The sequence below is a fragment of the Pseudomonas sp. NFIX28 genome (assembly GCF_900107395.1).
Taxonomy (GTDB): Bacteria; Pseudomonadota; Gammaproteobacteria; order Pseudomonadales; family Pseudomonadaceae; genus Aquipseudomonas.
The window spans coordinates 403273-427527 of record NZ_FNPW01000005.1 but is presented as its reverse complement, the minus strand read 5'-3'; the positions used below and the strand labels follow the sequence as shown (position 1 = coordinate 427527).

General features: G+C 62.3%; 28 protein-coding genes and 1 tRNA gene. 7 read left to right on the top strand and 22 right to left on the bottom strand.

All coding sequences use genetic code 11. The annotated features are described in order from the left end of the window. Positions 1-113: 113 nt before the first annotated feature. From BLV20_RS13030 to BLV20_RS12950, 18 genes are all read right to left on the bottom strand, one after another. Complete coding sequence (locus tag BLV20_RS13030) at positions 114-1907, bottom strand: DUF927 domain-containing protein (RefSeq protein WP_092302027.1); 1794 nt, start codon at positions 1905-1907, stop codon at positions 114-116. Continuing rightward, positions 1894-2739: a toprim domain-containing protein gene (locus BLV20_RS13025; protein ID WP_092302024.1), complete on the bottom strand. Its 846-nt coding sequence runs from the start codon at positions 2737-2739 to the stop codon at positions 1894-1896. Before BLV20_RS13025 ends, BLV20_RS13030 begins: the two co-directional genes overlap by 14 nt. After that, positions 2736-2963 carry a hypothetical protein gene (locus BLV20_RS13020; RefSeq protein WP_092302021.1) on the bottom strand — a complete coding sequence of 76 codons (228 nt, stop codon included), beginning with the start codon at positions 2961-2963 and terminating at the stop codon, positions 2736-2738. The genes BLV20_RS13025 and BLV20_RS13020 overlap by 4 nt, the downstream gene beginning before the upstream one ends. Continuing rightward, on the bottom strand, positions 2956-3243 hold the full coding sequence (locus BLV20_RS13015; RefSeq protein WP_092302018.1) for a hypothetical protein: 288 nt from the start codon (positions 3241-3243) through the stop codon (positions 2956-2958). Before BLV20_RS13015 ends, BLV20_RS13020 begins: the two co-directional genes overlap by 8 nt. Positions 3244-3246: 3 nt before the next feature. Then, on the bottom strand, positions 3247-3576 hold the full coding sequence (locus tag BLV20_RS13010) for a hypothetical protein (RefSeq protein WP_092302015.1): 330 nt from the start codon (positions 3574-3576) through the stop codon (positions 3247-3249). After that, a complete protein-coding gene (locus BLV20_RS13005) occupies positions 3573-3818 on the bottom strand; it encodes a hypothetical protein (RefSeq protein ID WP_092302012.1) in 246 nt (81 codons plus the stop codon). The genes BLV20_RS13010 and BLV20_RS13005 overlap by 4 nt, the downstream gene beginning before the upstream one ends. Next, the gene (locus BLV20_RS13000) at positions 3815-4126 is read right to left on the bottom strand and encodes a hypothetical protein (protein WP_092302009.1); all 312 of its coding nucleotides are present in this window, start codon (positions 4124-4126) and stop codon (positions 3815-3817) included. The genes BLV20_RS13005 and BLV20_RS13000 overlap by 4 nt, the downstream gene beginning before the upstream one ends. Beyond that, positions 4123-4605 (bottom strand): hypothetical protein, encoded by a 483-nt coding sequence (locus tag BLV20_RS30940; RefSeq protein ID WP_139192695.1) that lies wholly within the window; start codon positions 4603-4605, stop codon positions 4123-4125. Before BLV20_RS30940 ends, BLV20_RS13000 begins: the two co-directional genes overlap by 4 nt. Next, positions 4602-5285: a KilA-N domain-containing protein gene (locus BLV20_RS12995; protein ID WP_092302006.1), complete on the bottom strand. Its 684-nt coding sequence runs from the start codon at positions 5283-5285 to the stop codon at positions 4602-4604. Before BLV20_RS12995 ends, BLV20_RS30940 begins: the two co-directional genes overlap by 4 nt. Continuing rightward, complete coding sequence (locus tag BLV20_RS12990) at positions 5282-5587, bottom strand: helix-turn-helix domain-containing protein (protein ID WP_092302003.1); 306 nt, start codon at positions 5585-5587, stop codon at positions 5282-5284. The genes BLV20_RS12995 and BLV20_RS12990 overlap by 4 nt, the downstream gene beginning before the upstream one ends. Beyond that, positions 5588-5842: a helix-turn-helix transcriptional regulator gene (locus tag BLV20_RS12985; protein WP_092302000.1), complete on the bottom strand. Its 255-nt coding sequence runs from the start codon at positions 5840-5842 to the stop codon at positions 5588-5590. It abuts the gene before it with no gap. 124 nt (positions 5843-5966) lie between these two features. Continuing rightward, entirely contained in the window at positions 5967-6884 is a 918-nt protein-coding gene (locus tag BLV20_RS12980; RefSeq protein WP_092301997.1) for a hypothetical protein, read from the bottom strand. A gap of 101 nt (positions 6885-6985) precedes the next feature. Further along, on the bottom strand, positions 6986-8191 hold the full coding sequence (locus BLV20_RS12975; protein WP_092301994.1) for a tyrosine-type recombinase/integrase: 1206 nt from the start codon (positions 8189-8191) through the stop codon (positions 6986-6988). 208 nt (positions 8192-8399) lie between these two features. Next, a tRNA-Phe gene (locus tag BLV20_RS12970) sits at positions 8400-8475 on the bottom strand. 103 nt (positions 8476-8578) lie between these two features. After that, positions 8579-8851 (bottom strand): oxidative damage protection protein, encoded by a 273-nt coding sequence (locus BLV20_RS12965; protein WP_007921798.1) that lies wholly within the window; start codon positions 8849-8851, stop codon positions 8579-8581. Next, the gene (mutY, locus tag BLV20_RS12960; protein WP_092301991.1) at positions 8848-9915 is read right to left on the bottom strand and encodes an A/G-specific adenine glycosylase; all 1068 of its coding nucleotides are present in this window, start codon (positions 9913-9915) and stop codon (positions 8848-8850) included. The genes BLV20_RS12965 and mutY overlap by 4 nt, the downstream gene beginning before the upstream one ends. Then, entirely contained in the window at positions 9912-12140 is a 2229-nt protein-coding gene (locus BLV20_RS12955) for an AsmA family protein (protein WP_092301988.1), read from the bottom strand. The genes mutY and BLV20_RS12955 overlap by 4 nt, the downstream gene beginning before the upstream one ends. A gap of 68 nt (positions 12141-12208) precedes the next feature. Beyond that, on the bottom strand, positions 12209-12619 hold the full coding sequence (locus BLV20_RS12950; RefSeq protein ID WP_092301985.1) for an acetyl-CoA sensor PanZ family protein: 411 nt from the start codon (positions 12617-12619) through the stop codon (positions 12209-12211). Positions 12620-12992: 373 nt separating this feature from the next. On the opposite strand from BLV20_RS12950, the gene BLV20_RS12945 reads away from it, so the two are divergent. From BLV20_RS12945 to BLV20_RS12915, 7 genes are all read left to right on the top strand, one after another. Continuing rightward, positions 12993-14654 (top strand): OFA family MFS transporter, encoded by a 1662-nt coding sequence (locus BLV20_RS12945; RefSeq protein ID WP_092301982.1) that lies wholly within the window; start codon positions 12993-12995, stop codon positions 14652-14654. Positions 14655-14951: 297 nt separating this feature from the next. Further along, positions 14952-15545 carry an imidazoleglycerol-phosphate dehydratase HisB gene (hisB, locus tag BLV20_RS12940; protein WP_007921806.1) on the top strand — a complete coding sequence of 198 codons (594 nt, stop codon included), beginning with the start codon at positions 14952-14954 and terminating at the stop codon, positions 15543-15545. Further along, a complete protein-coding gene (gene hisH / locus BLV20_RS12935; RefSeq protein WP_092301979.1) occupies positions 15545-16183 on the top strand; it encodes an imidazole glycerol phosphate synthase subunit HisH in 639 nt (212 codons plus the stop codon). Before hisB ends, hisH begins: the two co-directional genes overlap by 1 nt. Then, positions 16184-16444, top strand: coding sequence for a DUF2164 domain-containing protein (locus BLV20_RS12930; protein ID WP_092301976.1), 261 nt, complete (start codon positions 16184-16186; stop codon positions 16442-16444). A 42-nt stretch (positions 16445-16486) separates the two neighbouring features. Further along, the gene (gene hisA / locus BLV20_RS12925; protein ID WP_007921811.1) at positions 16487-17224 is read left to right on the top strand and encodes a 1-(5-phosphoribosyl)-5-[(5-phosphoribosylamino)methylideneamino]imidazole-4-carboxamide isomerase; all 738 of its coding nucleotides are present in this window, start codon (positions 16487-16489) and stop codon (positions 17222-17224) included. A gap of 9 nt (positions 17225-17233) precedes the next feature. Next, positions 17234-18004, top strand: a complete 771-nt coding sequence (hisF, locus tag BLV20_RS12920) for an imidazole glycerol phosphate synthase subunit HisF (protein WP_092301973.1) — start codon at positions 17234-17236, stop codon at positions 18002-18004. A gap of 118 nt (positions 18005-18122) precedes the next feature. After that, complete coding sequence (locus BLV20_RS12915; protein ID WP_092301970.1) at positions 18123-18878, top strand: substrate-binding periplasmic protein; 756 nt, start codon at positions 18123-18125, stop codon at positions 18876-18878. 121 nt (positions 18879-18999) lie between these two features. Here the strand turns inward: BLV20_RS12915 and BLV20_RS12910 are convergent, their stop codons facing one another. The 4 genes from BLV20_RS12910 to gpmI all read right to left on the bottom strand — a co-directional run bounded on the left by BLV20_RS12910 (position 19000) and on the right by gpmI (position 24216). After that, on the bottom strand, positions 19000-19758 hold the full coding sequence (locus BLV20_RS12910; RefSeq protein ID WP_092301966.1) for a divergent polysaccharide deacetylase family protein: 759 nt from the start codon (positions 19756-19758) through the stop codon (positions 19000-19002). A gap of 163 nt (positions 19759-19921) precedes the next feature. Beyond that, entirely contained in the window at positions 19922-21232 is a 1311-nt protein-coding gene (locus BLV20_RS12905) for a S41 family peptidase (RefSeq protein ID WP_092301963.1), read from the bottom strand. Between the two features lie 31 nt (positions 21233-21263). Next, on the bottom strand, positions 21264-22550 hold the full coding sequence (locus tag BLV20_RS12900) for a murein hydrolase activator EnvC family protein (protein ID WP_092301960.1): 1287 nt from the start codon (positions 22548-22550) through the stop codon (positions 21264-21266). Positions 22551-22686: 136 nt separating this feature from the next. Continuing rightward, positions 22687-24216, bottom strand: coding sequence for a 2,3-bisphosphoglycerate-independent phosphoglycerate mutase (gene gpmI, locus BLV20_RS12895; RefSeq protein WP_092301957.1), 1530 nt, complete (start codon positions 24214-24216; stop codon positions 22687-22689). Positions 24217-24255: the final 39 nt, after the last annotated feature.

Here is a 24255-nt window from a genome sequence, read left to right as displayed (position 1 = left end):
GCAACGGCTGTAAGCCCCGCCCCACAAGGCCGTTGCCGGTGTTGCCACTGTTGCCAGTGATTCTAGGTTCCTGTGAACTCTGGCAATCCGGGCAAGTGGTGTTTGGGGACCGTTCATGCGCCACCCCCTTCGCGATCTATTACCTCTGGATCGACCACGTACAGGCGAGCCTGGCCACCACCCGGGAGACGGTAGTTTTTGGTTTTGCGTTCGCTGTCGCGGCGGGCGAGAGCGTTCGCGGCCTCCAACGCCTTGATGATGCGAGACAGGCCGTAGCCATGGGCAGCTTCGATCAGTGCTGGCTTGTTGAACAGATACAGACGGTTGTTGCCCACGAGCTCCCAATAGCCGGCCCGGTTGAATACCTTCGTGTCGGGCGTCGTGTCGTCGACATCGGAAAAGCGGCTGCTGCCGTGGCGATCGATAAAGTCGAGGATGCCGGCCAGGATCTGGCGGTCTTCGGCATTGCCGCTACCGACCCGGCTGAGCCATTCGCCGTAGAGCAAGCGACAGTCGGCGAGGGCGGCGCCCGGCTCCCAGGGCAGCAGCCCGTAGGCGGTGGCCATCTCGCCCGCCAGCGCGATCACCGCGAAACGGTCAGCCACTCGGCCGGTCTGGGCGTTGTCTTCGACGAAGGTGGCGCGCACACCGGCGAAGTCCTCGAGCAGCCCGGCCTGGTCGTCGCTGGCGAGCAGCTTCTCGACGAACGCTGGTCCGAGGTGGCCATGGTGGGCGCCGACCGCCACGGTGAGTTGGCGGTGAAAATCTGCGCCCTCCAGGCCGTGCAACTCATCAAAGGCCCGATGCGTGCGGGTGCCAGCGTTCACGTCGACCATGCGCAACTCGGCGCCAGCGTGGGCAGCATTGCCGGATATGGCGGCGTGCTCGGAGAGGGAGCGCTCGCCGCTGGAGAGCGTTAGCAAGCGCCAGCTCAATTTGGCGCGACCTTCACGCTCTCGGGTCATGGTGCCTTTGCCCTGACCGTTGGCGAGTGAGTAGGCCATTTCCTGGACGCGCTTGGGGTCGGCGCGCTTGATCTCGTCCAGGGGCAAGATCGTGTCGTTACGGCTCGACGCCTCGATCTCCAGGCCGCCCTTGGTCATGTCCCAACTGGCGGCGAACCCCCCCGGGTCACCCCACACCGACGAGCCGATCAACTGCGCCAGCGACTTGCCGCTCGAGCTGTCGCCCACCAGGTGAACACCACCGCCCAACACACCGACCAGGCTTAGCAGCGGCCCGGCCAGCGAACAGCCGATCGCCAGCGTCAGTACCGGGTTGCCGGCGCACTTCGCGGCCACTTCCGTTTGCCATAGCGCCAACTCGCCGCGGCGACTGAAAAGAACCTGAGCTTTGTTGCTGGCCTGGTACCGCACCTTTTCGCTGCCGATCGTGCGCCCAGGTAGTACGAACGCCCCCGACTCGTGCCAACCCGGCCGGCTGGTGGTGGCGAACACCTCGGCGGGGCGCTGGTCGAGCAGGTACTCCATGAACGTGCCACGTTTCTTGAGGGCGATAATGACGCCCATGCCGAACAGTGCGCGCCGGGCGTCCTCACCGCTGCCGCCGAACACCTCCATGGCGATGATCCATTCCTTGATCCCGCTGTCGGTCACCAGGCGCAGCAGCCGGCCCTCGCTGCCGTCGTCGCTGTTGGTGGTGCGGGCCACCACCGTGACGGGGCTTGCAATCCACTCATCCGTGATAGGACGGTCGCCGGTATCGCCCTCGGCGTCGTCTTGGTCGACGGCGGCACGCTTAAAGTTGTGCCAGTAAACGCCTGGGCGCAGCTTGCGTCCTTTCTCGTTGGTTACCCAGTGCTCGTACACGGCCCAGCAGGGACGATCAGGCGCAATGGTGGCCACATCAGGTCGAAGGTTGATCACGTTCGTCTCAGGCTTGGACATTGGCGAGCTTCCAGTTGGCGAGGTCGTTGAAGTCGGTGAGGTCGTCAGGGGCGCCCTCTGGCCATTCCGGAAAGGCCACTTGGCCGCCTACGGCCGCCGCCGCGGCGTTCGCCGCTTTGCGCCCGGGGTTACCGTCGGTGAGCCGATCGTCGTCGCCAGCGATCACGATTGCCTGCCCTGGGTAGCGAGAGCGAAGGCCCATCGCCGCGGGGATCAGGTTGCCCGCGTTCATGGCGGCAGCGACGACGTAGCCCCCGTGCTGGTGGAGGCTGGCGGCCGTCGCCCACCCCTCGCAGATGCAAAGCACAGAGCTGGGCTCGATGATGCCCAGCGGCGAATAGGTGCCCTTCACGCGACCACCAGGCAAGAAGCGTTTGGCGCCGTCCGGGGCAATTCGTTGCAGGTTGACCAAGCGCCCATCCAGGTACAGCGGGACAAGGAGGTCAGCGCCACGCTGGCGCAAGCCGTAGGAGCGAACTCCTTTGGCGACCAGGTACGGATGATCCGGGGCGGCGCGGCGCGCATTCCGCCACCAGCGGTTGACCAACTTGGTGGTCTGCTGCTGGCGCTGGTGCTGCTCGGCCTCGCGCTGGTGCCGGGCCTGGTCCACCGGCTCACGACTACACCAGGTGCTGGCGCCGCCGGCTTTCCAACTGCCGAACGCGCCAGAGGCGATGCCGTCCAGGTACAGCACGTACCAGCCGTTGAGGGTGCCCGGCTTGTCGTCCGGGACGCGGAACCGGTGAATGGTACCGTCGGGCAAGGGAAGCCAATCGAGCGGCCCGTAGACGGCCTGGAGTGCATCACGGAATAGGATCGTTGCGTCAGTCATGCGGCCCCCTTCGGCGGGGTAAACCGCTTGGCCAGACTCTCCAGTTGCAGCGTGAGCCGCTCCAGTTCATCGCAGTGACGGCCTTGGTCGCCTTCCGAGATGCGCAGCTCCAGGAAGCCAATCAGGGTTTCCACCAGCAGCGCATAGCTGGCGCTGTCGATGTGCGCGCCTGTGCTGGGCGGACCGCCGCTACCTTTGCGCTTGAGCGGAGTCACGTTACTCATGGCCGACCTCCCGGCGATCAGCACCAGCAAAGGCCCGGCAGACCTGGCCGTTATTCACGCCGTGCCAGTGGGTAATGTCATCGATTGCATCAACTAGACAGGCTGTCACCTGGGCGCCAGCACTACGCATAACTACGCGCCCGCACTCGGCGTCGGCCTCGGTCAAAAACGGTCCCAGCAACGCCCTGGGCATCTTCGGGTGGGTGACGTAAAACATCTCGATGGCTTTTTTCGGGCAAGCCGATCCCGTCGACGCTGATGCGCCGTTTTGAATTTTCATGGTTTAAGTCTCTTCGGAGGCTGTTGGTTCGAACCGTGCTGCGCCGTCGCGCATCGCACGCAAGCCCAGGACTGCTGCCCGCGCTACCGACTCTGCAAAGCCGATCTCCAGACTTGTGTAGCGACCACCCATGCTGGTGATCGCGAACTCGATGGCGTGAAATGCTTCGGTTTCATCGTGGGCGGCGAGCTCGTAAACCTCGCACTCGAAGAAACCGACACCCTTCTTCCAGTCAGAAGCCACACCCGGATTGTTCCGAGGCCAGTTAACCAAACGGCCTTCGGAGTCGCGTCTGGTAAAGCTCAGATCGTCCCGCGTTTGGATGGCATTCATTTAGCCACCTCCGCAGCGACCAGCGCTTTCTGCATCTTCTCGACTTCACAGTCGACGTAGTTCGCCCAGTCGTAACCCAAGAAGCTGCCGAGGTTGGCCAGCTCCTCAATATCGCGAGATTTGCCGTGTTTCATGTCCTTGTTGATGGAGTTGAACAGCACGCGCATGTGATTGATGCGTTCGTGAGTGGCGCGGAGCAGGTCGAGAGCATCGTCGGCGATGCTGGCAGTGGTCTGGCTCATTGCGCACCCCCGTTGTCTATGCCACTCCGCTTACCAACCACGCCATAGGAGGCGCCCAGGTGACGATGCCGCCAGCAGAAATTGCCGCTGAAGGTGCGGATTTGCTCAAGGTGCCGTGCGATATCACAAGCCAGTTCATTGTTGTAGCCGCCCATGGCGGGTATCACGAACGTCAGCAGGATTTTCTCCAGCTCTGCACATTCCTCCCTGGCGAAGTTCATTGAGCACATTTCGTTGGCATCCAGAACCGCTTCACGCAGCACCTCGCCCTCGATGGTTGCTATGGCAGGCAATGTCTGCAGATTCATTGCACACCCCCTTGTGCTTCCAGGGTGCGAACGATGGCCATGTGGATGTTGTAGCGGGCGAGGCGAACGGAGAGGGACGAGTTTGCGCGGAGAGCACTCAGGGCCATGCGGCGGTGAACAAAGGCGCGAATTGCGGACGGAATGAGGGCGTGTTTCATGGGTGTAGCTCCTTTTGCTGGGGAGCTACCACCGTTCGCGACCAAGCGAATTTGGGTGGCAGCTGTGCGCGGGTTGGTCGACTGGGGCAAAAGGAACCCAGCAGGCCCGAAGGCCTCCCGCACACAGCCGCCATAAAACGAAACTGCGAGCGCAAAAAAAGCGCCTGCAATCGAAATGGGGGCGCTGTTGCGCCTTTTGCTTACCGGGCGACCAAACCCGATCGCTGAATTTGCAGCGACGGGTAAACCATACCGGCGAGCATGATTGCTGGCAAGAAAAGTTATCGACCTTTCATCGCCGATCATGAATGTGGTGTTCATGCGGCATCACTCCGAAGGTGCTTGGCGGTCAGGCTCTGGACGTAGCGCAGGAGAGATGCTTTACGGGCTGCGAAGTCTTTTCCCTGGCCGATCAGCAACACGTCGCGGATCTCGATCAGCGTCACCAGCAGCAGCTCATGTGCGGTGAGTTCGTCGCGATTACGTCCAGCAAATTGGCCGGTGATTACCTGGTTGATCAACTTGGCTTCGTTGATGAAGTGGTGGCGTTGGGGAGTCTTGCCGCTCTCCTCGTAAGCGATTGCCAGAGCGTCACACAGGCCGCGATAGCCGACGGCGGATTGCTGGCGGGCTTGCTGCCAATTGGCGTGGTCACCGTGGATCAGCGCCTCAATCTGCATGTCACACCAGACAGAGAACTTGGCATCACACCAACGGGCGAAGGCCACTGCCAGCTTGGGATGGAGCCATGTACCACCAGCGTTACCGCGGCGAGATTTCAAATACCCGGATTTCCGGGTATTCAAGATTGTGGACGGCCCCGCAGCGGGATGCTGAATCTCATCCAGGGCGCGGATGTAGTCGAGTGTCTCAGCATTATCGAGCCAGTGATCGAGGCGCTTGCCGAAGCGTTCTGCGATCACGGTTGCATGAAGCCAGCCGTCGGCGTTGAAGGTGACGGCCTGGCCCTGGTAGTCGAAGGGAATGATGCGAGCCTTCATGGTGTCCCCCTGACCGGCGGGTTGGTGCTGAGGTAGTACAAAGCCATGCCGCGGTGGGTACGACCTTGATCGTCGGTCAGCGTGAGGCGCTCCGTCATGATCCTGTGGCCCATGTCGCGCAGCTCGTTGATGCGGGCTCCTGGGCGAACGATGTTCAGCTCGCGAATGGCGGTGAAGGTATCAATTGGGCCTGCTTGCAGTCGCTCCAGAAGGCGAGCGCGCTGTGCCGTTCCGCTGGTATTCTCTACGTGAGTTTTTTCTGGGCTGGCCTTATTGGGTTGGCCTTTTTTTTGGTCGGCCACTTATGCAGCCTCCACTCGCAGAGCGACCAACGAGTCGCACCAAGCAATAACTTCTGCCTCGATCCAGACGGCGGACTTCGGCCCCAGCATTACTTGCTTAGGGAAGCGCCCTGCGGCAATACGGCGGTAAATCTCAGAGGTGGAGAGGGTGGTCAGAGTTTTGACTTCGCCCAGCTTGATGAAGCGAAGTGGCCGCTCAGGCTGGACTGGGGATTGTTCGGTTTGCTTGCGGATTGGGTGGGTTGTGTTTGCCATGCTAGCGCCTCCTTGGGTGGCGTTGAGAACATGGGCTTATGCTGGGGCGGATTACGGTAGGTGTAACCGCAATTGCGGTTTTTCGTTCCGCAATTGCGGTGATCGTATAAATCGCTGGGTGAGGTTATTTCTCTTCTGCTATAGCCTTGTTTGCGGCAGAAAATATTTCGTCAAGATTGCGCTCTTTCAAGCCACGAAAAGAGAAACGCTCCAAAATAGCTGACTTGATGGCGGACTGTTTCATTCCTTGAGGTCTTGGGCGATCAATTGGCGACTCTAATAGTTTTAACAGCGCAGCAGTGGCCAGCAAATGTGACCTCTTAGATGTATTGTGTGCTGTTTCTTGTCGCGTTAACTCAGCTTTCGCCAACCTTTCTCGTAAGTGCTGATTTTCTAAAAGAGCTGACTTTAGTTGGCTACTTAAGACCTCGACGCCTGCTTCATTGTCAATCACCTGAACGCTCGAGTAGCCGATTGTTACAGGCATTGCTTTTATTTCATCTCTAGCGGCCCTTCGCAGCCAGATTACCTCTTCGACGAGTCTGTCCGAAATATTAATAGCCCGGTCATACCATTCCTCAAATGCCTCCCCAGGGGTATATCCTCTTCCAGTCAGCCACTCACATAACGCGCTGTAATCAACGAAGGTCAGGTCGGGAACAATAATCTCATCAAAATCACGTAGGGTTCTCGCGGCTTTAAGGCGACCTATCTCAACGGCGTTAATCAGTTTTGGTAGGAATATCTCCGTGATATTTACGAGTTTGGAGGTTGCCTCGTATGACAGTAGGTGGCCAGTGTATGCAGTAAGCTCAGGTATGTTTACATTCCCGGCAGCCCATTGATCGCAGGCGATTAGCTCAGCAGCTTCCTGGAGGGTCATCATCCAAGCGCCAAAGTTTTCCAGTTCAACCAGGCTATCACCAAGGGTGTGATGTTGATGAATTACGTCAGTGATGTGTTTTTCTACTAATTCATCTTCCGTGCTGCAATGTCCCAATAATTGGGTTTTGTCTATGCCACGTATTATTCCGTCATTCATCACGTCACCCTTCCAAGCGCTCCCACTGCTGAATAGGTCTGCCAGTCAGGCGGGTGGGAAGTCCGCTTTTCGCTCCGTCGAGCTAGGCCAGCCAAAATTGTTTATGCCTTTCGTTTGATGCTCACCACGTTAGCGCCAGCGCACAGTGCGTCGATTGAATCTGCCCAGGCTTGCATCATTTCCCGGCGCTGCTCGACGTAGGCGGCATGGTTGTAGGTGCCGCGTATCTCGTCGCTGTCACCGTGGGCCAATTGACGTTCGATCCAATCCTTGTTGTACCCGCGACCGTTCAGTTCTGTGCTGAGTAGGTGACGGAAACCGTGGCCGGTCTGCTTACCTTCGTAGCCCATCATCCGCAACGCTTTGTTCACTGTATTCTCGCTCATGGGGCGCTCGGGATTGGCGCCAGCAAAGACCAGTGCGTAGCGCCCAGTGATCTCTTGGAGCAGGCGCAGGATGGCGACGGCCTGGCGGGGCAGGGGGACGATGTGAGGGCGGCGGGCTTTCATGCGCTCGGCCGGAATTGTCCAGGTTGCGCGCTCCAAGTCGAACTCAGCCCAGGGGGCTTGGCGAAGCTCGCCCGGGCGAACGGCCGTCAGTGTCAGCAGGCGGATGGCGTGCCGGGTAAGCGAGTGGATATTCGCGGCCTCGCTCTTGGCCAACAGTTCTGGGAGTTCAGCAAAGGTGACGTGCGGATGATGGCGGGCAGCTTTGGGTGGTGCTGCTACCACACTCAGATCCGTGGCTGGGTTGGCGTCAACGACGCCCTTGGCCAGCCCATACCGAAATATCTGGTGTAGCCATTGTCTGATCTTACCGGCGGCATTTAGCGTGCCCCGAGCTTCAACCTTGCGCACCAACTCCACCAGATCGGGCCGAGTGATCGCTTTCACCGGTCGGGCACCGATACCCGGAATCAAATCATTCTCCAGGTACAGCTTGGCTTTGTAGGTTGTGCTCTCTGCCCAGCGGGGGGCGTTGTAGGCAAACCACTCTCGCGCCAACGTCTCGAAAGTCAGCCCCTCGACCTTCTGTGCTTGTTTGGCGGTTTTTTTCTGCTCGCCGGGGTCGGTGCCTTCAATCAGTAGCTGGCGTGCCGTATCGCGAAGTTGACGAGCTTTCAGTAGGGTGACCGCTGGGTATGGGCCGAGCGCCAACATCTTCGCGCTGCCGTTGAAGCGATACCGATAGCGCCACAGCTTGGAGCCGGTCGGGGTCACCTCTAGGCACAGGCCATTGGCGTCGGTCAGCCGGTACAGCTTGTCCTTCGGCTTGGCGGTACGGATGGTGGTATCTGAGAGTGGCACGCAGCCTCCTTGCAGGCCGCACCAGGCGGGCATCTTGCCGCTCTGGTGTGAGTAGATTTCTAGACCGAACTGGATCTACTCACGAATCTACTCACATATGTTTGGGCTTACAAGGGAACGGTTGGGAACCGTAGAAAGCAAAAAGCCCGCACTAGGCGGGCTTCTTGTGTGCTTTCTGGTGTGCTTGGCATCACCTGAAAACGAAAGGTGGTGCCCAGAGACGGAATCGAACCGCCGACACGGGGATTTTCAATCCCCTGCTCTACCGACTGAGCTATCTGGGCAACGGGGCGCATTAAACGGGTTTTTCGGGGGGGCGTCAAGCAAGTTTTGAAAAAAAGTTTAATTATTACCGCCGCTTACGTTCCCACCCCGATTTGGCTGGAATTATTCGGACGGCGGCACGTAGCCGTCGGCCTTGGCGTATTCCTCGCCGGAGAAGAACTTGTCCATCTCGCCCTGCAAATATTTGCGGTCTTCGGCGTTCATCATGTTCAGGCGTTTTTCGTTGATCAGCAGGGTCTGGTGTTTCTGCCAGTCGGCCCAGGCCTTGGCGGACACGTGCTCGAAAATCTCCTGGCCCTTGGCGCCCGGATACGGAGGACGCTCCAGGCCCGGCAATTGTTCTTTGTACTTGCGGCACATTACGGTGCGGGTCATTGCAACTCTCCTGCGTTCAATACGTCGGCCGCGCGCTTAAGCAGTTTTTTAACCGGGGCGGCGAGGCCCAGGCGCGGCGGGGTGGCGAGGTTATACCAGAGCCAGTCGGCCTCGGCCACGTGATGGGCGGCGGCCTGGACCTGCACCAGCCAGGGCTCGATGGCCAGCTGGAAGTGGCTGAAAGTGTGCACCAGCCCGGGCATTTCATGCTGCTTGCCCAGCTCCAGCGAGTGCTGCGAAGCCAGGTGTTCGAGGTCCGCCAGGTCGTCCAGCTCCGGCAGGCTCCACAAACCGCCCCACAGGCCAGTGGAGGGCCGCCGGTACAGCAGGATGGCGCCCTCGTGGTTGGCCAGCATCGGCATCAGCGTGCGCTTCTGCGGGACGGCCTTGCGTGGCTTGGGGATCGGGTAGCGGGTTTCCAGGCCCAGCATGTGCGCTTCGCAGCCGCGCTCCAGAGGGCACAGCAGGCAGCTGGGTTTGCTCCGGGTACAGAGGGTGGCGCCCAGGTCCATCATCGCCTGGGTGTAGTGGTTTACCCGGCTCTGCGGGGTAAAGCGCTCGGCCGCGGCCCACAGCTGCTTGGCCACCTTGGGTTCGCCCGGGTAGCCCTCTTGCGCGGTAAAGCGCGCCAGTACGCGCTTGACGTTGCCGTCGAGGATCGGCGCGCGCAGGCCCATGCTGATGCTCGCGATCGCGCCGGCGGTGGACAGGCCGATGCCCGGCAGCTCGGTGAGTTTCTCCACATCGCGGGGAAACTCGCCGCCATGCTCGGCGACCACGATCTTCGCGGTCTTTTGCAGGTTGCGGGCGCGGGTGTAGTAACCCAGGCCGGTCCACAGGTGCAGCACTTCGTCTTCCGGCGCGGCGGCCAGGGCCTGGACCGTCGGCAGCGAGGCCATGAACCGGTCGAAGTAATTGAGCACGGTGCTGACCTGGGTCTGCTGCAGCATGATTTCCGAAACCCATACCCGGTACGGATTGATTTCCTGCTGCCAGGGCAAGTCATGGCGGCCATGGCGGTCGTACCAATCCAGGACCGCCGGGGCGAACTGCTCGGCTCTCATCGGTTGAACAGCCCTTTGAGCGCGTTTTTCAATTCCGGGCTGACCTTGTCGCCGAGTTTTTCATCGAGTTTCTCGCTGAGGCGATCGCCGGCCAGCTTGGCCGCGATCTGGCCCAGGCCGTCGCGGTCCAGGCGGCAGGCCTTGGCGCCCAGCTCCAGCGGGCCACGGCAGCGCAGCGGCAATTCGATGCCGACAAAACGCTCGCCGACCTGGCAGGCCGGGTCCGGCATGTCGCGTTTGTCGCCTTCGACGATGATGCCGACGCGGTAATCCATGCCCAGTACGCGCAGGTCGATGTCGCCATTGCCTTTGACGCTCATGCCGGGGATGCGCACTTTCAGGTCCGGGTTGCTGGCCACGCCGTTACGCAGGGTCAGGTTGCCCTTGAGCTCCTGGAAGGGCGTGTCCTTGCCCCGTGGCTCGCTGCTCAAGGTCTTGCGATTCAGCGTGGCGATGCCCTGGCACAGTTGCTGTTCGAGGTTGGCGTTGAGCAGCACGCCGTTGTTGATGACGAAGCTGGCATTGCCGTTGAGGCCGTCGACCAGCGCCTTCTGGCTATTGCCGCTGCTGGTCAGGTTGCTGTCGAGGGTCACCAGGCCCTTGACCGGCGGGTTCTGCCCCTGGCTTTCGAGGATGCGTTCCACCGGTACGCGGCTGATTTTGGTCTGCAGGCTCATCAGCGGCGTCGGCTGGCGCACGTCGAGGTTGCCGTTGGCTTCGAAGCTGCCGTCGTACAGCTCGCCGCGCAGGCCCTCGAGTTTCAGCAGGCCGCCCTGGCCGTTGGCCTTGAGCGTGGCGTTCTGAATCGGCAGCTTGTCCAGGGTCAGCAGGCCGAAGCTCAGGTCGGCATTCACATCCAGCTTGCTCAGGCGCTCCACCGGCAGCAGGCGCTCGGTGCTCCAGGCGGCCTTGGTCGGCGCGTCCGGCAGCGGCGAGTTGCCGGCCCCGGCGATAGCGCTGGCTTCGCTGCTCTGCACTTCGGCCTTGCGCGCCACCGCGGCGCTGTTGGCTTCGGCGGATTTCGGCGGCAGGTAGCGGTCGACGTTGAAGGTGTCGGCCTTGAGCTGCGCGCGCAACGATTGCTTGGCCAGGTCCTCGATCGCCAGGCGGCCGCTGAAGCTGCTGTCGTCGAGTTTCAGGTTGATGTTTTCAAAGGCGATGCTGTTCGGCGTGGCGGACAGGCGGCTGACCAGCTCGACCTTGCTCAGGCTGCCTTCGGCCATGGCTGGCAGGGTCTGGCCGATGCTGTCGACGAACTTGGCCAGGTCGAACTGGGCGATGGAAATACCGCCGCTGAGCTGCGGGGTCTTGTCCAGGTCGTTGACCTTCAGTTCGCCGATGGCGCGCAGTTGGTTGAGCGAGAGTTTCAGGCTGTTCCATTCGGCAACGTTGGCGGCCTTGTCCAGCAGCAACTGGCCCTGGGCGGAGAAGGTCAGGGTCTTGCCTTGCAGCGGGTCGCCGGCGGCCTCGCCGGAGAGCTTCATGTCTTCGAACTGGTAGCGTTGCAAGGCGGGCTCGAAGCGCATCTGGCCATTGAGCTCGGTGCGCACACGCACCGCCGGCTGGGTGCTGGCGAGGAAGGCGGTGAGCTTGACCGGAGTATTGGTCGCCTCATGGATCGGCCCGGTGCTCAGCTGGATGCTTTCGGCGGTGAACTGCTTGCCGCTCTGTTCGTCGTTGTATTCGACCCGGGCGTTGTTCACGGTCAGGCTGTCGATATCCAGGCGGATCGGCTGCGCCGGTTTTTCTGCGGTGGCGGGGGGCGCTTCGGCGGTTTCGCCAGTGCTGGTGGCCGGGGTTGCGGCCTGCTTGTCGGCGGGGGCGACCTTGCCGATGTCTTCCCAGTTGCCGTGGCCGTCCTTGTTGCGGGTCAGGCGCAGGTTCAGGCCTTCGACACGTACATCGCTCATTTGCACTTCGCGGCGCAGCAGCGGCAACACGCGGACCGACAGGCCGAGCATTTGCAGGTCGGCGAACGGCTGGGTCGGGTTGGCCAGGGTGGCTACGCCGGCTTCGTGCAGCTCCAGGCCCAGCCAGGGAAACAGGCTCCAGCCGATATCGCCATTGAGCGTCAGCTCGATATGGGCCTTGTCGCGGGCTATCTGGCGAATTTCTTCTTTGTAGTCGTTGGGATCAAACAGGTGGGTCAGGGCGAAACCCAGAGCCACGATGATCAGCAACAGCCCGAGAAGTACCAGACCCAGGATTTTGCCGAACGCTTTCATGGGCGAGTCCTTGTAGTGTCGAATTCGAATTTAGCCGCAGAGTATAACGCTCCGGGCCTGGCGGCTGGTCACTGATCGTTTTGCAGCACGTCCAGCGGTATCCGCAGCTTGGCCGCCAGCGCCCGGGCTTCGAGGTGCCCGGCGGGGGCCAGCAGACGCAGGGTGGCGCCGTGCCGGGCGGCCATGTTCCGGGCTTCGCTCACCAGTCGCTCCGCCACGCCGCGCCGCCGGGTGACCAGGCGCACACACAAGTGGGACAGGTGCCAGACGTCTTGGTGCCGTTGCAGGCGGGCGGCGCCCAGCAGGCGGTCGTTGAAGCGCCCGGCGATCAGGCTGCCGTCGCCCAGGGCGGCCTCGATCAATTCCAGGTCGTTGTGCTGCGGCGCGAACAGCCATGGCGGAGCATCGCGGTAGATCTTCTGCAGGTCCTGCTGATCCTGATAACTGGCTTCTTTCAGCGACTCGACAACGATGGGCATGGAAAATCCTGTGCAGAGCGAAGGGCTGGCCATTATCGACAGCCGCGCATGGGCTGGCGAGGGGCAGGCATCTGTAGGAGCGAGGCTTGCCCGCGAAGCGTATTGCCTGACACACACCCATCCACCGCATAACGCCCATCGCCGGCAAGCCTGGCTCCTACACCGTCGTTCGGTGCAGGTGATGCGGAAAAGATGATGGCAGTTTGCTTTTTCTGTCGCGAGCAAATGGTAATCTCTCGCAGTTCGTCTGCCCTTCTGCGACCAAAAGTCGCACTCTATGGAGCTTCACTCAATAAAACGGCCAGCCTGCGTGCAAAGGTCGTGGGTGAAGAGTGGCCGGCGAATAATTCCAATAATTGGGGGAAAACCACTCATGAGCACTAGCACCGAGGCGGGCGTCATTGCCGCCCAGCCGGCGTTCTTGTCCAAAGAGCGCATCATCGCCAAGCCCGGTTTCAACCGTTGGCTGGTTCCACCGGCCGCCCTGGCCATTCACCTGTGCATTGGCATGGCCTATGGCTTCTCGGTGTTCTGGTTGCCACTGTCCAAGGCCCTGGGCGTGACCGCGCCGGTCGCCTGTGCCCCGGACATGAGCTTCATCGCCCAGGTCTTTTCGTCCCAGTGCGACTGGCCGATCTCGATGCTCGGCTGGATCTACACCCTGTTCTTCATTTTCCTGGGCTGCTCCGCGGCGATCTGGGGCGGCTGGCTGGAACACGCCGGCCCGCGCAAGGCTGGCGTGGTGTCGGCGCTGTGCTGGTGCGGTGGCCTGCTGATTTCGGCGCTGGGCATCTATACCCACCAGATCTGGCTGATGTGGCTGGGCTCCGGCGTGATCGGCGGTATCGGCCTGGGCCTGGGCTACATCTCGCCGGTGTCGACCCTGATCAAATGGTTCCCGGACAAGCGCGGCATGGCCACCGGCATGGCGATCATGGGCTTCGGCGGTGGCGCGATGGTCGGTGCGCCGCTGGCGGCGGCGCTGATGGGCCACTTCGCTTCGCCAACCGGCGTCGGCGTCTGGCAGAGCTTTTTGGTGATGGCGGCGATCTACTTCGTGTTCATGATCGGTGGTGCGCTGTCGTATCGCGTACCGCCGACCGGCTGGAAGCCTGAAGGCTGGACCCCGCCGGCGAAAAAAGCCGCGAACGCGATGATCACCCACCGTCACGTGCATGTGAACGTGGCCTGGAAAACCCCGCAGTTCCGCCTGGTCTGGCTGGTGCTGTGCCTGAACGTTTCCGCGGGTATCGGCATTCTCGGCATGGCTTCGCCGCTGTTGCAGGAAGTCTTCGCCGGCAAGCTGCTGGGCAACGAACTGGCCTTCGGTCAGTTGGATGCCTCGCAACTGGCGTCGATCGCGGCGATCGCCGCCGGCTTCACCGGCCTGCTGAGCCTGTTCAATATCGGTGGCCGCTTCTTCTGGGCGTCGTTCTCCGACTACCTGGGGCGCAAGAACACTTACTTCGTGTTCTTCGCCCTGGGCTTTGCCTTGTACGCGCTGATTCCCAACCTGGGCCACCTGGGCAACGTCGCGCTGTTCGTGGCGGCGTTCTGCATCATCCTGTCGATGTACGGCGGCGGTTTCGCCACGGTTCCGGCCTACCTGGCGGACCTGTTCGGCACCCAGATGGTGGGCGCGATCCACGGTCGGCTGCTGACCGCCTGGGCGGCGGCGGGCGTGCTGGGCCCGGTGCTGGTGAACTACCTGCGTGAATATCAGTTGAGCCTTGGCGTCGAGCGCGCCGCGGCCTACGACATCACCCTGTACATCCTCGCCGGCCTGCTGGTGCTGGGCTTCCTGTGCAACCTGCTGGTGCGCCCGGTGGCCGACAAGTACTTCATGACCGACGCCGAGCTGGCCGCCGAACAGGCGCTGGGCCATGACAAAGGCGCGGACAGCAGCACCGTGCTGGAGTGGAAGGCTTCGTCCGGCAGCGTGCCGCTGGCGGTCGCCGCCTGGCTGGTGGTGGGTATTCCGCTGGCGTGGGGCGTGTGGGTCACCCTGCAGAAAACGGCGGTGCTGTTCCACTAAGCACCTTGCGCCTGGCGCGACAGCCAGGCGCACCACCTTCCCGTAGGAGCGAGGCTTGCCCGCGATGAGCGAACGATAGCGGGACATGCCTGGCGCACCGCGCGATCCTGTTCGCGGGCAAGCCTCGCTCCTACGGAGGATTTGTGATTGGCCGTGGCCATATTGCTTGTCATGACAGGTACAGCCCCGGCTTTATTGGCTCCAGCCCGTCAGGATCTTGTCCTGCGTGTTCCTGTTTAGCCGCCGTCCGGCCTATAATGTTCGCCTTTTTCGCCCAATGATTTTGCGGAGCTGGTGATGGCCGAACGTAAGGCGTCCGTCGAGCGCGACACTCTGGAAACCCAGATCAAAGCCTCGATCAACCTGGATGGCACCGGAAAGGCCCGATTCGATATCGGGGTTCCCTTCCTTGAGCACATGCTGGACCAGATCGCCCGTCACGGGCTGATCGACCTGGATATCGAAAGCAAAGGCGACTTGCATATCGACGACCACCACACCGTGGAGGATGTCGGTATCACCCTGGGCCAGGCCTTCACCAAAGCCATCGGCGACAAGAAGGGCATCCGCCGCTACGGCCACGCCTACGTGCCGCTCGATGAAGCGCTGTCGCGCGTGGTGATCGACTTCTCCGGCCGTCCCGGCCTGCAGATGCACGTGCCTTACACCCGCGCCACCGTGGGCGGCTTCGATGTCGACCTGTTCCAGGAATTCTTCCAGGGCTTCGTCAACCACGCCAACGTCACCCTGCACATCGACAACCTGCGCGGGCACAACACCCACCACCAGATCGAAACCGTGTTCAAGGCTTTCGGCCGCGCCCTGCGCATGGCCGTGGAGCTGGATGACCGCATGGCCGGGCAGATGCCTTCGACCAAGGGCGTGCTGTAATGCAGACGGTCGCGGTTATCGATTACGGCATGGGCAACCTGCACTCGGTGGCCAAGGCCCTCGAGCACGTCGGCGCCGGCAAGGTTTTGATCACCAGCGATGCCGCTGTGATTCGCGAAGCCGACCGGGTGGTATTTCCCGGTGTCGGCGCGATTCGCGACTGCATGGCGGAGATCCGTCGCCTGGGCTTCGACGCGCTGGTGCGTGAAGTCAGTCAGGACCGTCCATTCCTCGGCATCTGCGTGGGCATGCAAGCCTTGCTCGACCGCAGCGAAGAGAACGACGGCGTCGACTGCATCGGCCTGTTTCCCGGCCAGGTGAAGTTCTTCGGCAAGGACCTGCATGAAGACGGCGAGCACCTGAAAGTCCCGCACATGGGCTGGAACGAAGTGCAGCAGAAGGTCAGCCACCCGCTGTGGCACGACATCCCGGACCTGGCGCGCTTCTACTTCGTGCACAGCTACTACATCGCCGCCGGCAACGCGCGGCAGGTGGTCGGTGGCGGTCACTACGGCGTCGATTTCGCCGCGGCGCTGGCTGAAGGTTCGCGCTTTGCCGTGCAGTTCCACCCGGAAAAAAGCCATACCCACGGCCTGCAACTGCTGCAGAACTTCGCGGCGTGGGACGGTCGCTGGTAAATGGCTATCAAGAAGTCCAAACCGCCGATCCTGAGCCTCACGCCCGAGCAGGAAAGTGAGGCCAATCAGAAGATCCAGCGTTTCATGGAAGATCGCTTCGAGCTCGACCTGGGCTCGTTCGAGGCGGCCGAGATTCTTGAACTGTTTACCCGCGAAATTGCTCCGCACTATTACAACAGGGCGATTTTCGATGTGCAGACCCACCTCAAAGAGCGGTTTGAAAGCATCGAAAGCGACTTGTGGGCGCTCGAGAAAAACTGATTCCCGAGTGAAGCTGAACAATCGAATTTGAAGGTTTGCCAGATGCTGATTATCCCCGCTATCGATCTCAAAGACGGTGCCTGTGTACGTCTGCGCCAAGGCCGCATGGAAGATTCCACGGTGTTCTCCGATGACCCGGTGAGCATGGCTGCCAAGTGGGTGGAGGGCGGTTGCCGCCGTCTGCATCTGGTCGACCTGAACGGCGCCTTCGAAGGCCAGCCGGTCAATGGCGAAGTGGTCACCGCCATCGCCAAGCGCTACCCGAACCTGCCGATCCAGATCGGTGGCGGCATCCGCTCGCTGGAAACCATCGAGCACTACGTCAAGGCCGGCGTGAGCTACGTGATTATCGGCACCAAGGCGGTGAAGGAACCCGAATTCGTCGCCGAGGCCTGCCGCGCCTTCCCGGGCAAAGTAATCGTCGGCCTCGACGCCAAGGACGGCTTCGTCGCCACCGACGGCTGGGCCGAGGTCAGTAGCGTGCAGGTCATCGACCTGGCCAAGCGCTTCGAAGCCGACGGCGTGTCCGCCATCGTTTATACCGACATCGCCAAAGACGGCATGATGCAGGGCTGCAACGTGCCCTTCACCGCTGCCCTGGCCGCTGCCACCAAGATCCCGGTGATCGCTTCCGGCGGTATCCACAACCTGGGCGACATCAAGGCCCTGCTGGATGCCAAGGCCCCGGGGATCATCGGCGCGATCACCGGCCGGGCGATCTACGAAGGCACCCTCGATGTCGCCGAGGCGCAAGCCTTCTGCGATTCGTACCAAGGCTGAGGACTCACCATGGCGCTGGCTAAACGCATCATCCCTTGCCTGGACGTGGACAACGGCCGGGTGGTCAAGGGTGTCAAGTTCGAGAACATCCGCGATGCCGGCGACCCGGTGGAAATCGCCCGTCGCTATGACGAGCAGGGCGCGGACGAAATTACCTTTCTCGACATCACCGCCAGCGTCGATGGCCGCGACACCACGCTGCATACCGTCGAGCGCATGGCCAGCCAGGTGTTCATCCCGCTGACCGTCGGCGGTGGCGTGCGCACCGTGCAAGACATCCGCAACCTGCTCAATGCCGGCGCGGACAAGGTCTCGATCAACACCGCGGCGGTGTTCAACCCGGAATTCGTCGGCGAAGCGGCGCAGCATTTCGGCTCGCAATGCATCGTCGTCGCCATCGATGCGAAGAAGGTTTCCGCGCCGGGCGAAACCCCGCGCTGGGAGATCTTCACCCACGGCGGGCGCAAGCCTACCGGGCTGGACGCGGTGGAGTGGGCGAAGAAGATGGAAGGCCTGGGCGCCGGCGAAATCCTGCTGACCAGCATGGATCAGGACGGCATGAAAAACGGTTTCGACCTGGGCGTGACCCGCGCCATCAGCGATGCCCTGGGCATTCCGGTGATTGCGTCGGGCGGCGTCGGCAACCTGCAGCACCTGGCCGACGGCATCCTCGAAGGCCACGCCAGTGCGGTGCTGGCAGCGAGCATTTTCCACTTCGGCGAATACACCGTTCCCGAAGCCAAGGCTTATATGGCGCATCGCGGCATCGTCGTGCGCTAGGCCTTGTACGTAAATCGCCTGGTCGCCACCGGGCGAGCTTGCGTACGGAGCCTAGCCACTGGACAGCATGGCGGGCTCGCGGCACTCTTGGGCACGCCATGGATTCCGGTAGCCCGTCATGTTCAAACGTCTTTTTCTTGTTCTTGTCAGCGCTTCGGTATTCTTCGCCGCAGGCGCTCGCGCAGCGCAAACATCCGGCACCTCCCTGGTGCTGCTGACGGAAAACTTCCCTCCCTACAACATGGCCACCAATGGCAAGAACTTCGCCCAGGGCGAGAATATCCACGGCATTGCCGTGGATATCGTCCGCGAAATGTTCAAGCGTGCCGGGATCAATTACAGCCTGACCCTGCGCTTTCCCTGGGAGCGCATCTACAAGCTGGCCCTGGAACAGCCCGGCTATGGCGTGTTTGTCATGGCGCGGCTGCCGGAGCGCGAAGCGCTGTTCAAATGGGTCGGCCCCATCGGCCCGGATGACTGGATCATGCTGGCCCGGGGCGACAGCAAGATCGCCCTGCAATCGCTGGAGCAGGCGCGCAACTACCGGATCGGCGCCTACAAGGGCGACGCCATCGCCGAGACCCTGGCCAAGCAAGGGCTCAAGCCGCTGGTGGTGTTGAGGGACCAGGACAACGCCAGGAAGCTGGTCGGCGGCCAGATCGACCTGTGGGCCACCGGCGACCCCGCCGGGCGCTATCTGGCCCGGCAGGAGGGCGTGACCGGGCTCAAGACCGTGCTGCGCTTTCACAGTGCCCAGCTGTACCTGGCGCTGAACAAAGAGGTGCCGGACGAGACCGTCGTCCAGCTGCAAGCCGCGCTGGATCAGCTGCGCCAGGAAGGGCTGGTGGAAGAAATCATGGGGCGTTATCTGTAGGCAAAGTGCAGTTGAGTATCGCGGGCAAGCCTCGCTCCTACGGATTCAGGGCGTTTGTGGCAATCGCGCCATGTAGGAGCGAGGCTTGCCCGCGATGCGTCCAGCCCGACGCCACCCAACCTCAGCGGTAAACCCCATCCTTGCCGTGCCCAGCCATGGCCCTGTTGCTGCGCACGCTGATCATCAACTTGATATCGATCCAGTCGATGCCCTGGGCCTTGAGCCTGGGCAGTTCGCGCTCGAGCACGGCCAGGGTCTGCGGGTAGGGATGGCCGATCATCACCGCCGAGCCCTGCTTGCGCGCCAGGTCGATCGCGGTCTGCAATTGATGGCTGATGGCCTCTTCGGTGCGTTCGTCGTCGAGGAACACATCGCGGGATACGCTGGCCAGGCCGATCTTCTGGGCCTCGGCGGCGGCCACGGTCCTGGCGCTGGTGCGGCTGTCGACAAAGAACTTGTGGCGGCGCTGCAACTCCGCCATCAGCCAGGCCATGGCCTGGGGCTGGGAGGTCATGCGGCTGCCCATGTGGTTATTGATGCCGCTGGTGTAGGGCACGGCCTTGAAGGCGGCGTCGAGGCGCTTTTGCAGCTCTGCGACGGGCAGCTCGGGGTGCCAGGCGAAGGGCCCGGTGGCCGGGTCCATGGGCATGTGCAGGATGACGATCTTGCCGGCGCGGTGGGCTTCGCGGGCGAACTCGGTGGCGTGCGGCGTGTCGGGCATGATCGCCGTGGTCACCGGGCCCGGCAGGGCCAGCACGCGGCGATCGCGCGGCAGGTTCTGCCCCAGGTCGTCGATGATCAGGCTCAGGTAGGCCTTGCGCGGAGCGGGCTCGGCGGCCTGGGGCGAGGTGCAGGGGAGAAGGCACAGGAGCCCGGCCATGAGCCCCGACAGCCACCTTGAATGGGGTTGGCGTTTGGTCATGGGGATTTGCAACATAGGGTTCGGGTAAAGCCTTGGCGGGGTGTGGCGGCCATGATGAGGCTATCGCGAGCAAGCTTCGCTCCTGCGGAGGAGGCGGCGGGCTTGCTCGCGATGGGTTCCATCACTTGCTGCGGGTGATGCTCAGGCCCTTGAGCAGGCTGAGGGCCTGGGCCAGCTGGTAATCGTCGTCCTGCGGCATCGGCTTGGGCTTGCTGCCGGAAGCAGTCGGCTTGTCGGCGCCGCCATTGCCATTGCCCAGGTGGCCTTGCAGGTCGGCTTCCTTGAAGTATTCATTGTCCTGCGCTTCGCTGGTGATCTTGGCGCGACGCACCTCGATGTCCGGCACGATGCCCTGGGCCTGGATCGAGCGGCCGTTCGGCGTGAAGTACAGCGCGGTGGTGATCTTCAGCGCGCGGTCGTTGTTCAGCGGCAGCACGGTTTGCACCGAGCCCTTGCCGAAGCTTGGCGTGCCCATCACCACGGCGCGTTTCTGGTCCTGCAGGGCGCCGGCGACGATCTCCGAAGCCGAGGCGCTGCCGCCGTTGATCAGCACCACCATTGGTACCGCTTCGCTTTCGTCCTTGCCGGTGGCGGAGAAGCGCAGCTCGGAGTTGGCGATGCGGCCCTTGGTGTAGACGATCAGGCCCTTGGTGATGAAGTGGTCGACCACTTCCACCGCCGCCTGCAATACGCCGCCCGGGTTGTTGCGCAGGTCGAGGACGATGCCGTTGAGCTTCTTGCCGTTGTCCTTGCGCAGCTTGGCCAGGGCTTTGGACACTTCTTCGCCGGTCTTGACCTGGAACTGGGTGATGCGGATATAGCCGTAGCCCGACTCCAGCAGCTGGCTCTTCACGCTTTTCACCTGGATGATGGCGCGGGCCAGGGTCACGTCGAACGGCGCACCGCCGTCACGTACCAGGGTCAGGGTGATTTTCTGGCCGATCTTGCCGCGCATCTTGTCCACGGCTTCGGTCATGCTCTGGCCGCGGGTCGGCTGGCCGTTGATCTTGACGATCAGGTCGCCGGCCTGGATGCCGGCCCGGGACGCCGGGGTATCGTCGATCGGCGACACCACCTTGATGATGCCGTCCTCGGCGCCGACTTCGATGCCCAGGCCGCCGAATTCGCCGCTGGTGCTTTCCTGCAGCTCGGCGAAGTCTTCAGGGCCAAGGTAGGCCGAATGCGGGTCGAGGTTGCTGAGCATGCCCTTGATCGCGTTTTCCAGCAGGGTCTTGTCGTCGACGGGTTCGACATAAGCGGCCTTGATCCGGTCCATGACCTCGGCGAAGGTGCGCAACTCTTCGAGCGGCAGTGGCGCCTTGGTGGTCGTGGCGGCTGTCGATTGGGCGGTTTCGGCGGCAAACGCCAGGGGCGCACCGATCACCAGAGCGATCGTCAGGGCCAGCGAGGTGAGGCGGGACAAATGCAGCATGTCGAACGAACTCCTGAATGAGATGGCGCACTTATCCTTGTGCGCGGCACCATTGTGCCGGGTCGCTTGGGCGACCCTGCTGGCGAATAGCGAAGTACAGTGCAGGCGCGCCCTGTCCGCCACTGCTACCCACAGTGGAGATGGATTCGCCGGCCTTGACGATATCGCCCGCTTCTTTAAGCAGCGTCTGGTTGTGCCCGTAGAGGCTCAAATAGCCGTTGCCATGGTCGAGGATCACCAGCAGGCCGGCGCCGCGCAGCCAGTCGGCGAACACGACGCGGCCGCCATGGACGGCATGCACCTGGCTGCCGGCCGAGGCGCTGATCATCACCCCGTCCCACTTGGTCCGGGCATCGTCGCCGCGGCTTTCGCCGAAGCGCGCCAGCAGTCGACCATCAACCGGCCATGGAAGTTTTCCCCGGGATGAAGCAAAAGGGCCTCCATAGGAGGCGCCTGCGCTGGAAACCAAGGGGCCGGGCGTCGCTCGGGGCGGCTTGCGCGGGCTGTCGTCGGCATCGGCCTGGGCCTCACGCAAACGCTTTTTTTCGGCTTCCTGCTGGGCGAGCAGCGCTTTCTGCCGCGCTTGCTCCGCCTCCCGGGCCTGGCGGGCCAGGGTTTCCTCGATGGTTTTGAGCACCTTGCCCAGGTCGGCCTGGTCCTGCTCGCGGGCCTTGAGCTTGTCGCCACGGGCCTTCACGTCGTCATTGAGCTTGGCCAGGGCCAGCTGGCGCTCCTTGCGGACCTTGTCGAGCTCTTCACGCTGAGTGTCGAGGCTGCTTTTCTGCACCAGCAGCTGGGCTTGCTGCAGGGAGATTTCCTTCTCGACATTGGCCAGCTGGCGCAGGGTCTCGTTGAAATTCTTCAGTTGTTCCAGGCGGGCCTGGCTCAGGTAGTCGTAATAGGTCAGGGTGCGGGCGAATTTTTCCGGGTTCTGCTGGTTGAGCAGCAGCTTGAGGTACTCCTGGCGGCCGTTCTGGTAGGCCGCGCGGGCCTGGATGGCGATCAGTCGTTGCTGTTCAATGCGCGCGCTCTGGAGTTTTTTTTTCTCCTCATCGAGCCGCTGCAGCTCGGATTCGCTTTTCTTCAGCTCTTTTTGCAGGGCCTCGACCTGTTTTTCCAGCTTGCCCATCTCGGTTTCGGTGCCGCGCAGGTCTTTCTGCACGCCGGACTTTTCTTCCTGCAACTTGCCCAGCAGCTTCTTCAGCTCGGCAATGTCCTGACGCGTAGCGTCCAACTGTTGTTGGGTTTGCGCGCGCTCGTCGGCGAAGGCCGGTTGGAGCAGGCAGATCAGAGCAAGGGTAATCAGGGCGCGAAGCATAGAGGCGGGCGACACCAGGGAAAGGGACGGCCTAGTATGCCCGCCCCTCGCTGCAAAAAAAACGCCTCAAAGCCAACTGCTTTGAGGCGTTCGTCATAAAAAGCCGTTTCCGGCCAATTATTGGGCCTTTTTGATATCAGACCAGTATTGAAGTGCCAGTCATTTCCGCAGGCTGCGGCAGGCCCAGCAGCTTGAGCATGGTGGGCGCCACGTCAGCCAGCACGCCGCCGTCGCGGACTTTCAGGTTGCGCTTGCCCACATAGATGAAGGGAACCGGCTCGCTGGTATGGGCGGTGTGGGCCTGGCCGGTGGAGGCGTCGGACATCTGCTCGACGTTGCCGTGGTCGGCAGTGATCAGGGCTTCGCCGCCGACCTTTTCCAGGGCCTCGACGATCCGGCCGACACACTGGTCCAGGCACTCAACGGCCTTGACCGCGGCGTCGAACACGCCGCTGTGGCCGACCATGTCGCCGTTGGCGTAGTTGACCACGATCACGTCGTAGCGCTGGTTTTCGATGGCGTCGACGATCCGGTCGGTGACTTCCGGCGCGCTCATTTCCGGCTGCAGGTCGTAGGTGGCGACTTTCGGCGACGGGATCAGGATGCGTTCTTCACCCGGGAACGGCTCTTCGCGGCCGCCGGAGAAGAAGAACGTCACGTGGGCGTATTTCTCGGTTTCGGCGATGCGCAGCTGGGTCTTGCCGTTTTTCGCCAGGTAATCGCCCAGCACGTTTTCCAGGCTGCCCGGGGCAAAGGCCGCAGGGGCCGGAATGCTCGCCGCGTATTGGGTCAGCATGACGAAGCCGGCCAGTTTCGGCTGGCGGGCGCGTTCGAATTCCTTGAAATCGTCTTCGACGAACACCCGGCTCAGCTCGCGGGCGCGGTCGGCGCGGAAGTTCATGAACACCACAGCGTCGCCGTCTTCGACCTTCACCGGCTCGCCGAGGGTGGTGGCCTTGACGAATTCGTCGCTTTCGCCACGTTCATAGGCCGCTTGCAGGCCTTCCTGGGCGGTGGCGGCGTTGAATTCGCCATTGCCGTCGACGATCAGGTTGTAGGCCTGGGCCACGCGGTCCCAGCGGTTGTCGCGGTCCATGGCGAAGTAACGGCCGATCAGGCTGGCGATGCGGCCCTTGCCCAGGGTCTTGAAGGTTTCATCCAGCAGTTCGATCGACGAGGCAGCGCTTTTTGGCGGGGTGTCGCGACCGTCGAGGAAGGCATGCAGGTAGATCTTCTCGGCGCCGCGCTTGAACGCCAGTTCGGCCATGGCCACCAGATGGTCCTGGTGGCTGTGCACGCCGCCATCGGACAGCAGGCCGAGGATGTGCACGGCCTTGCCGGCGGCCACGGCTTTATCCACGGCGGCGCAGATGGTCGGGTTCTCGAAGAACTCGCCGTCGCGGATGGCCTTGGTGACACGGGTGAAGTCCTGGTACACCACACGGCCGGCGCCGAGGTTCATGTGGCCGACCTCGGAGTTGCCCATCTGGCCGTCCGGCAGGCCGACATCCATGCCCGAACCCGAGATCAGGCCATGCGGCACGCTGGCGTACAGGCGGTCGAGGACCGGCTTCTTGGCCGCATAGATAGCGTTGGACTCCTGGCTCTCGCTGTGACCGAAGCCATCCAGAATCATCAGGACCAAAGGTTTAGGCGTGGTAGTCATAGATTCCACTCGTGGCTGGATTGGGAGAAGTTGGAAAAA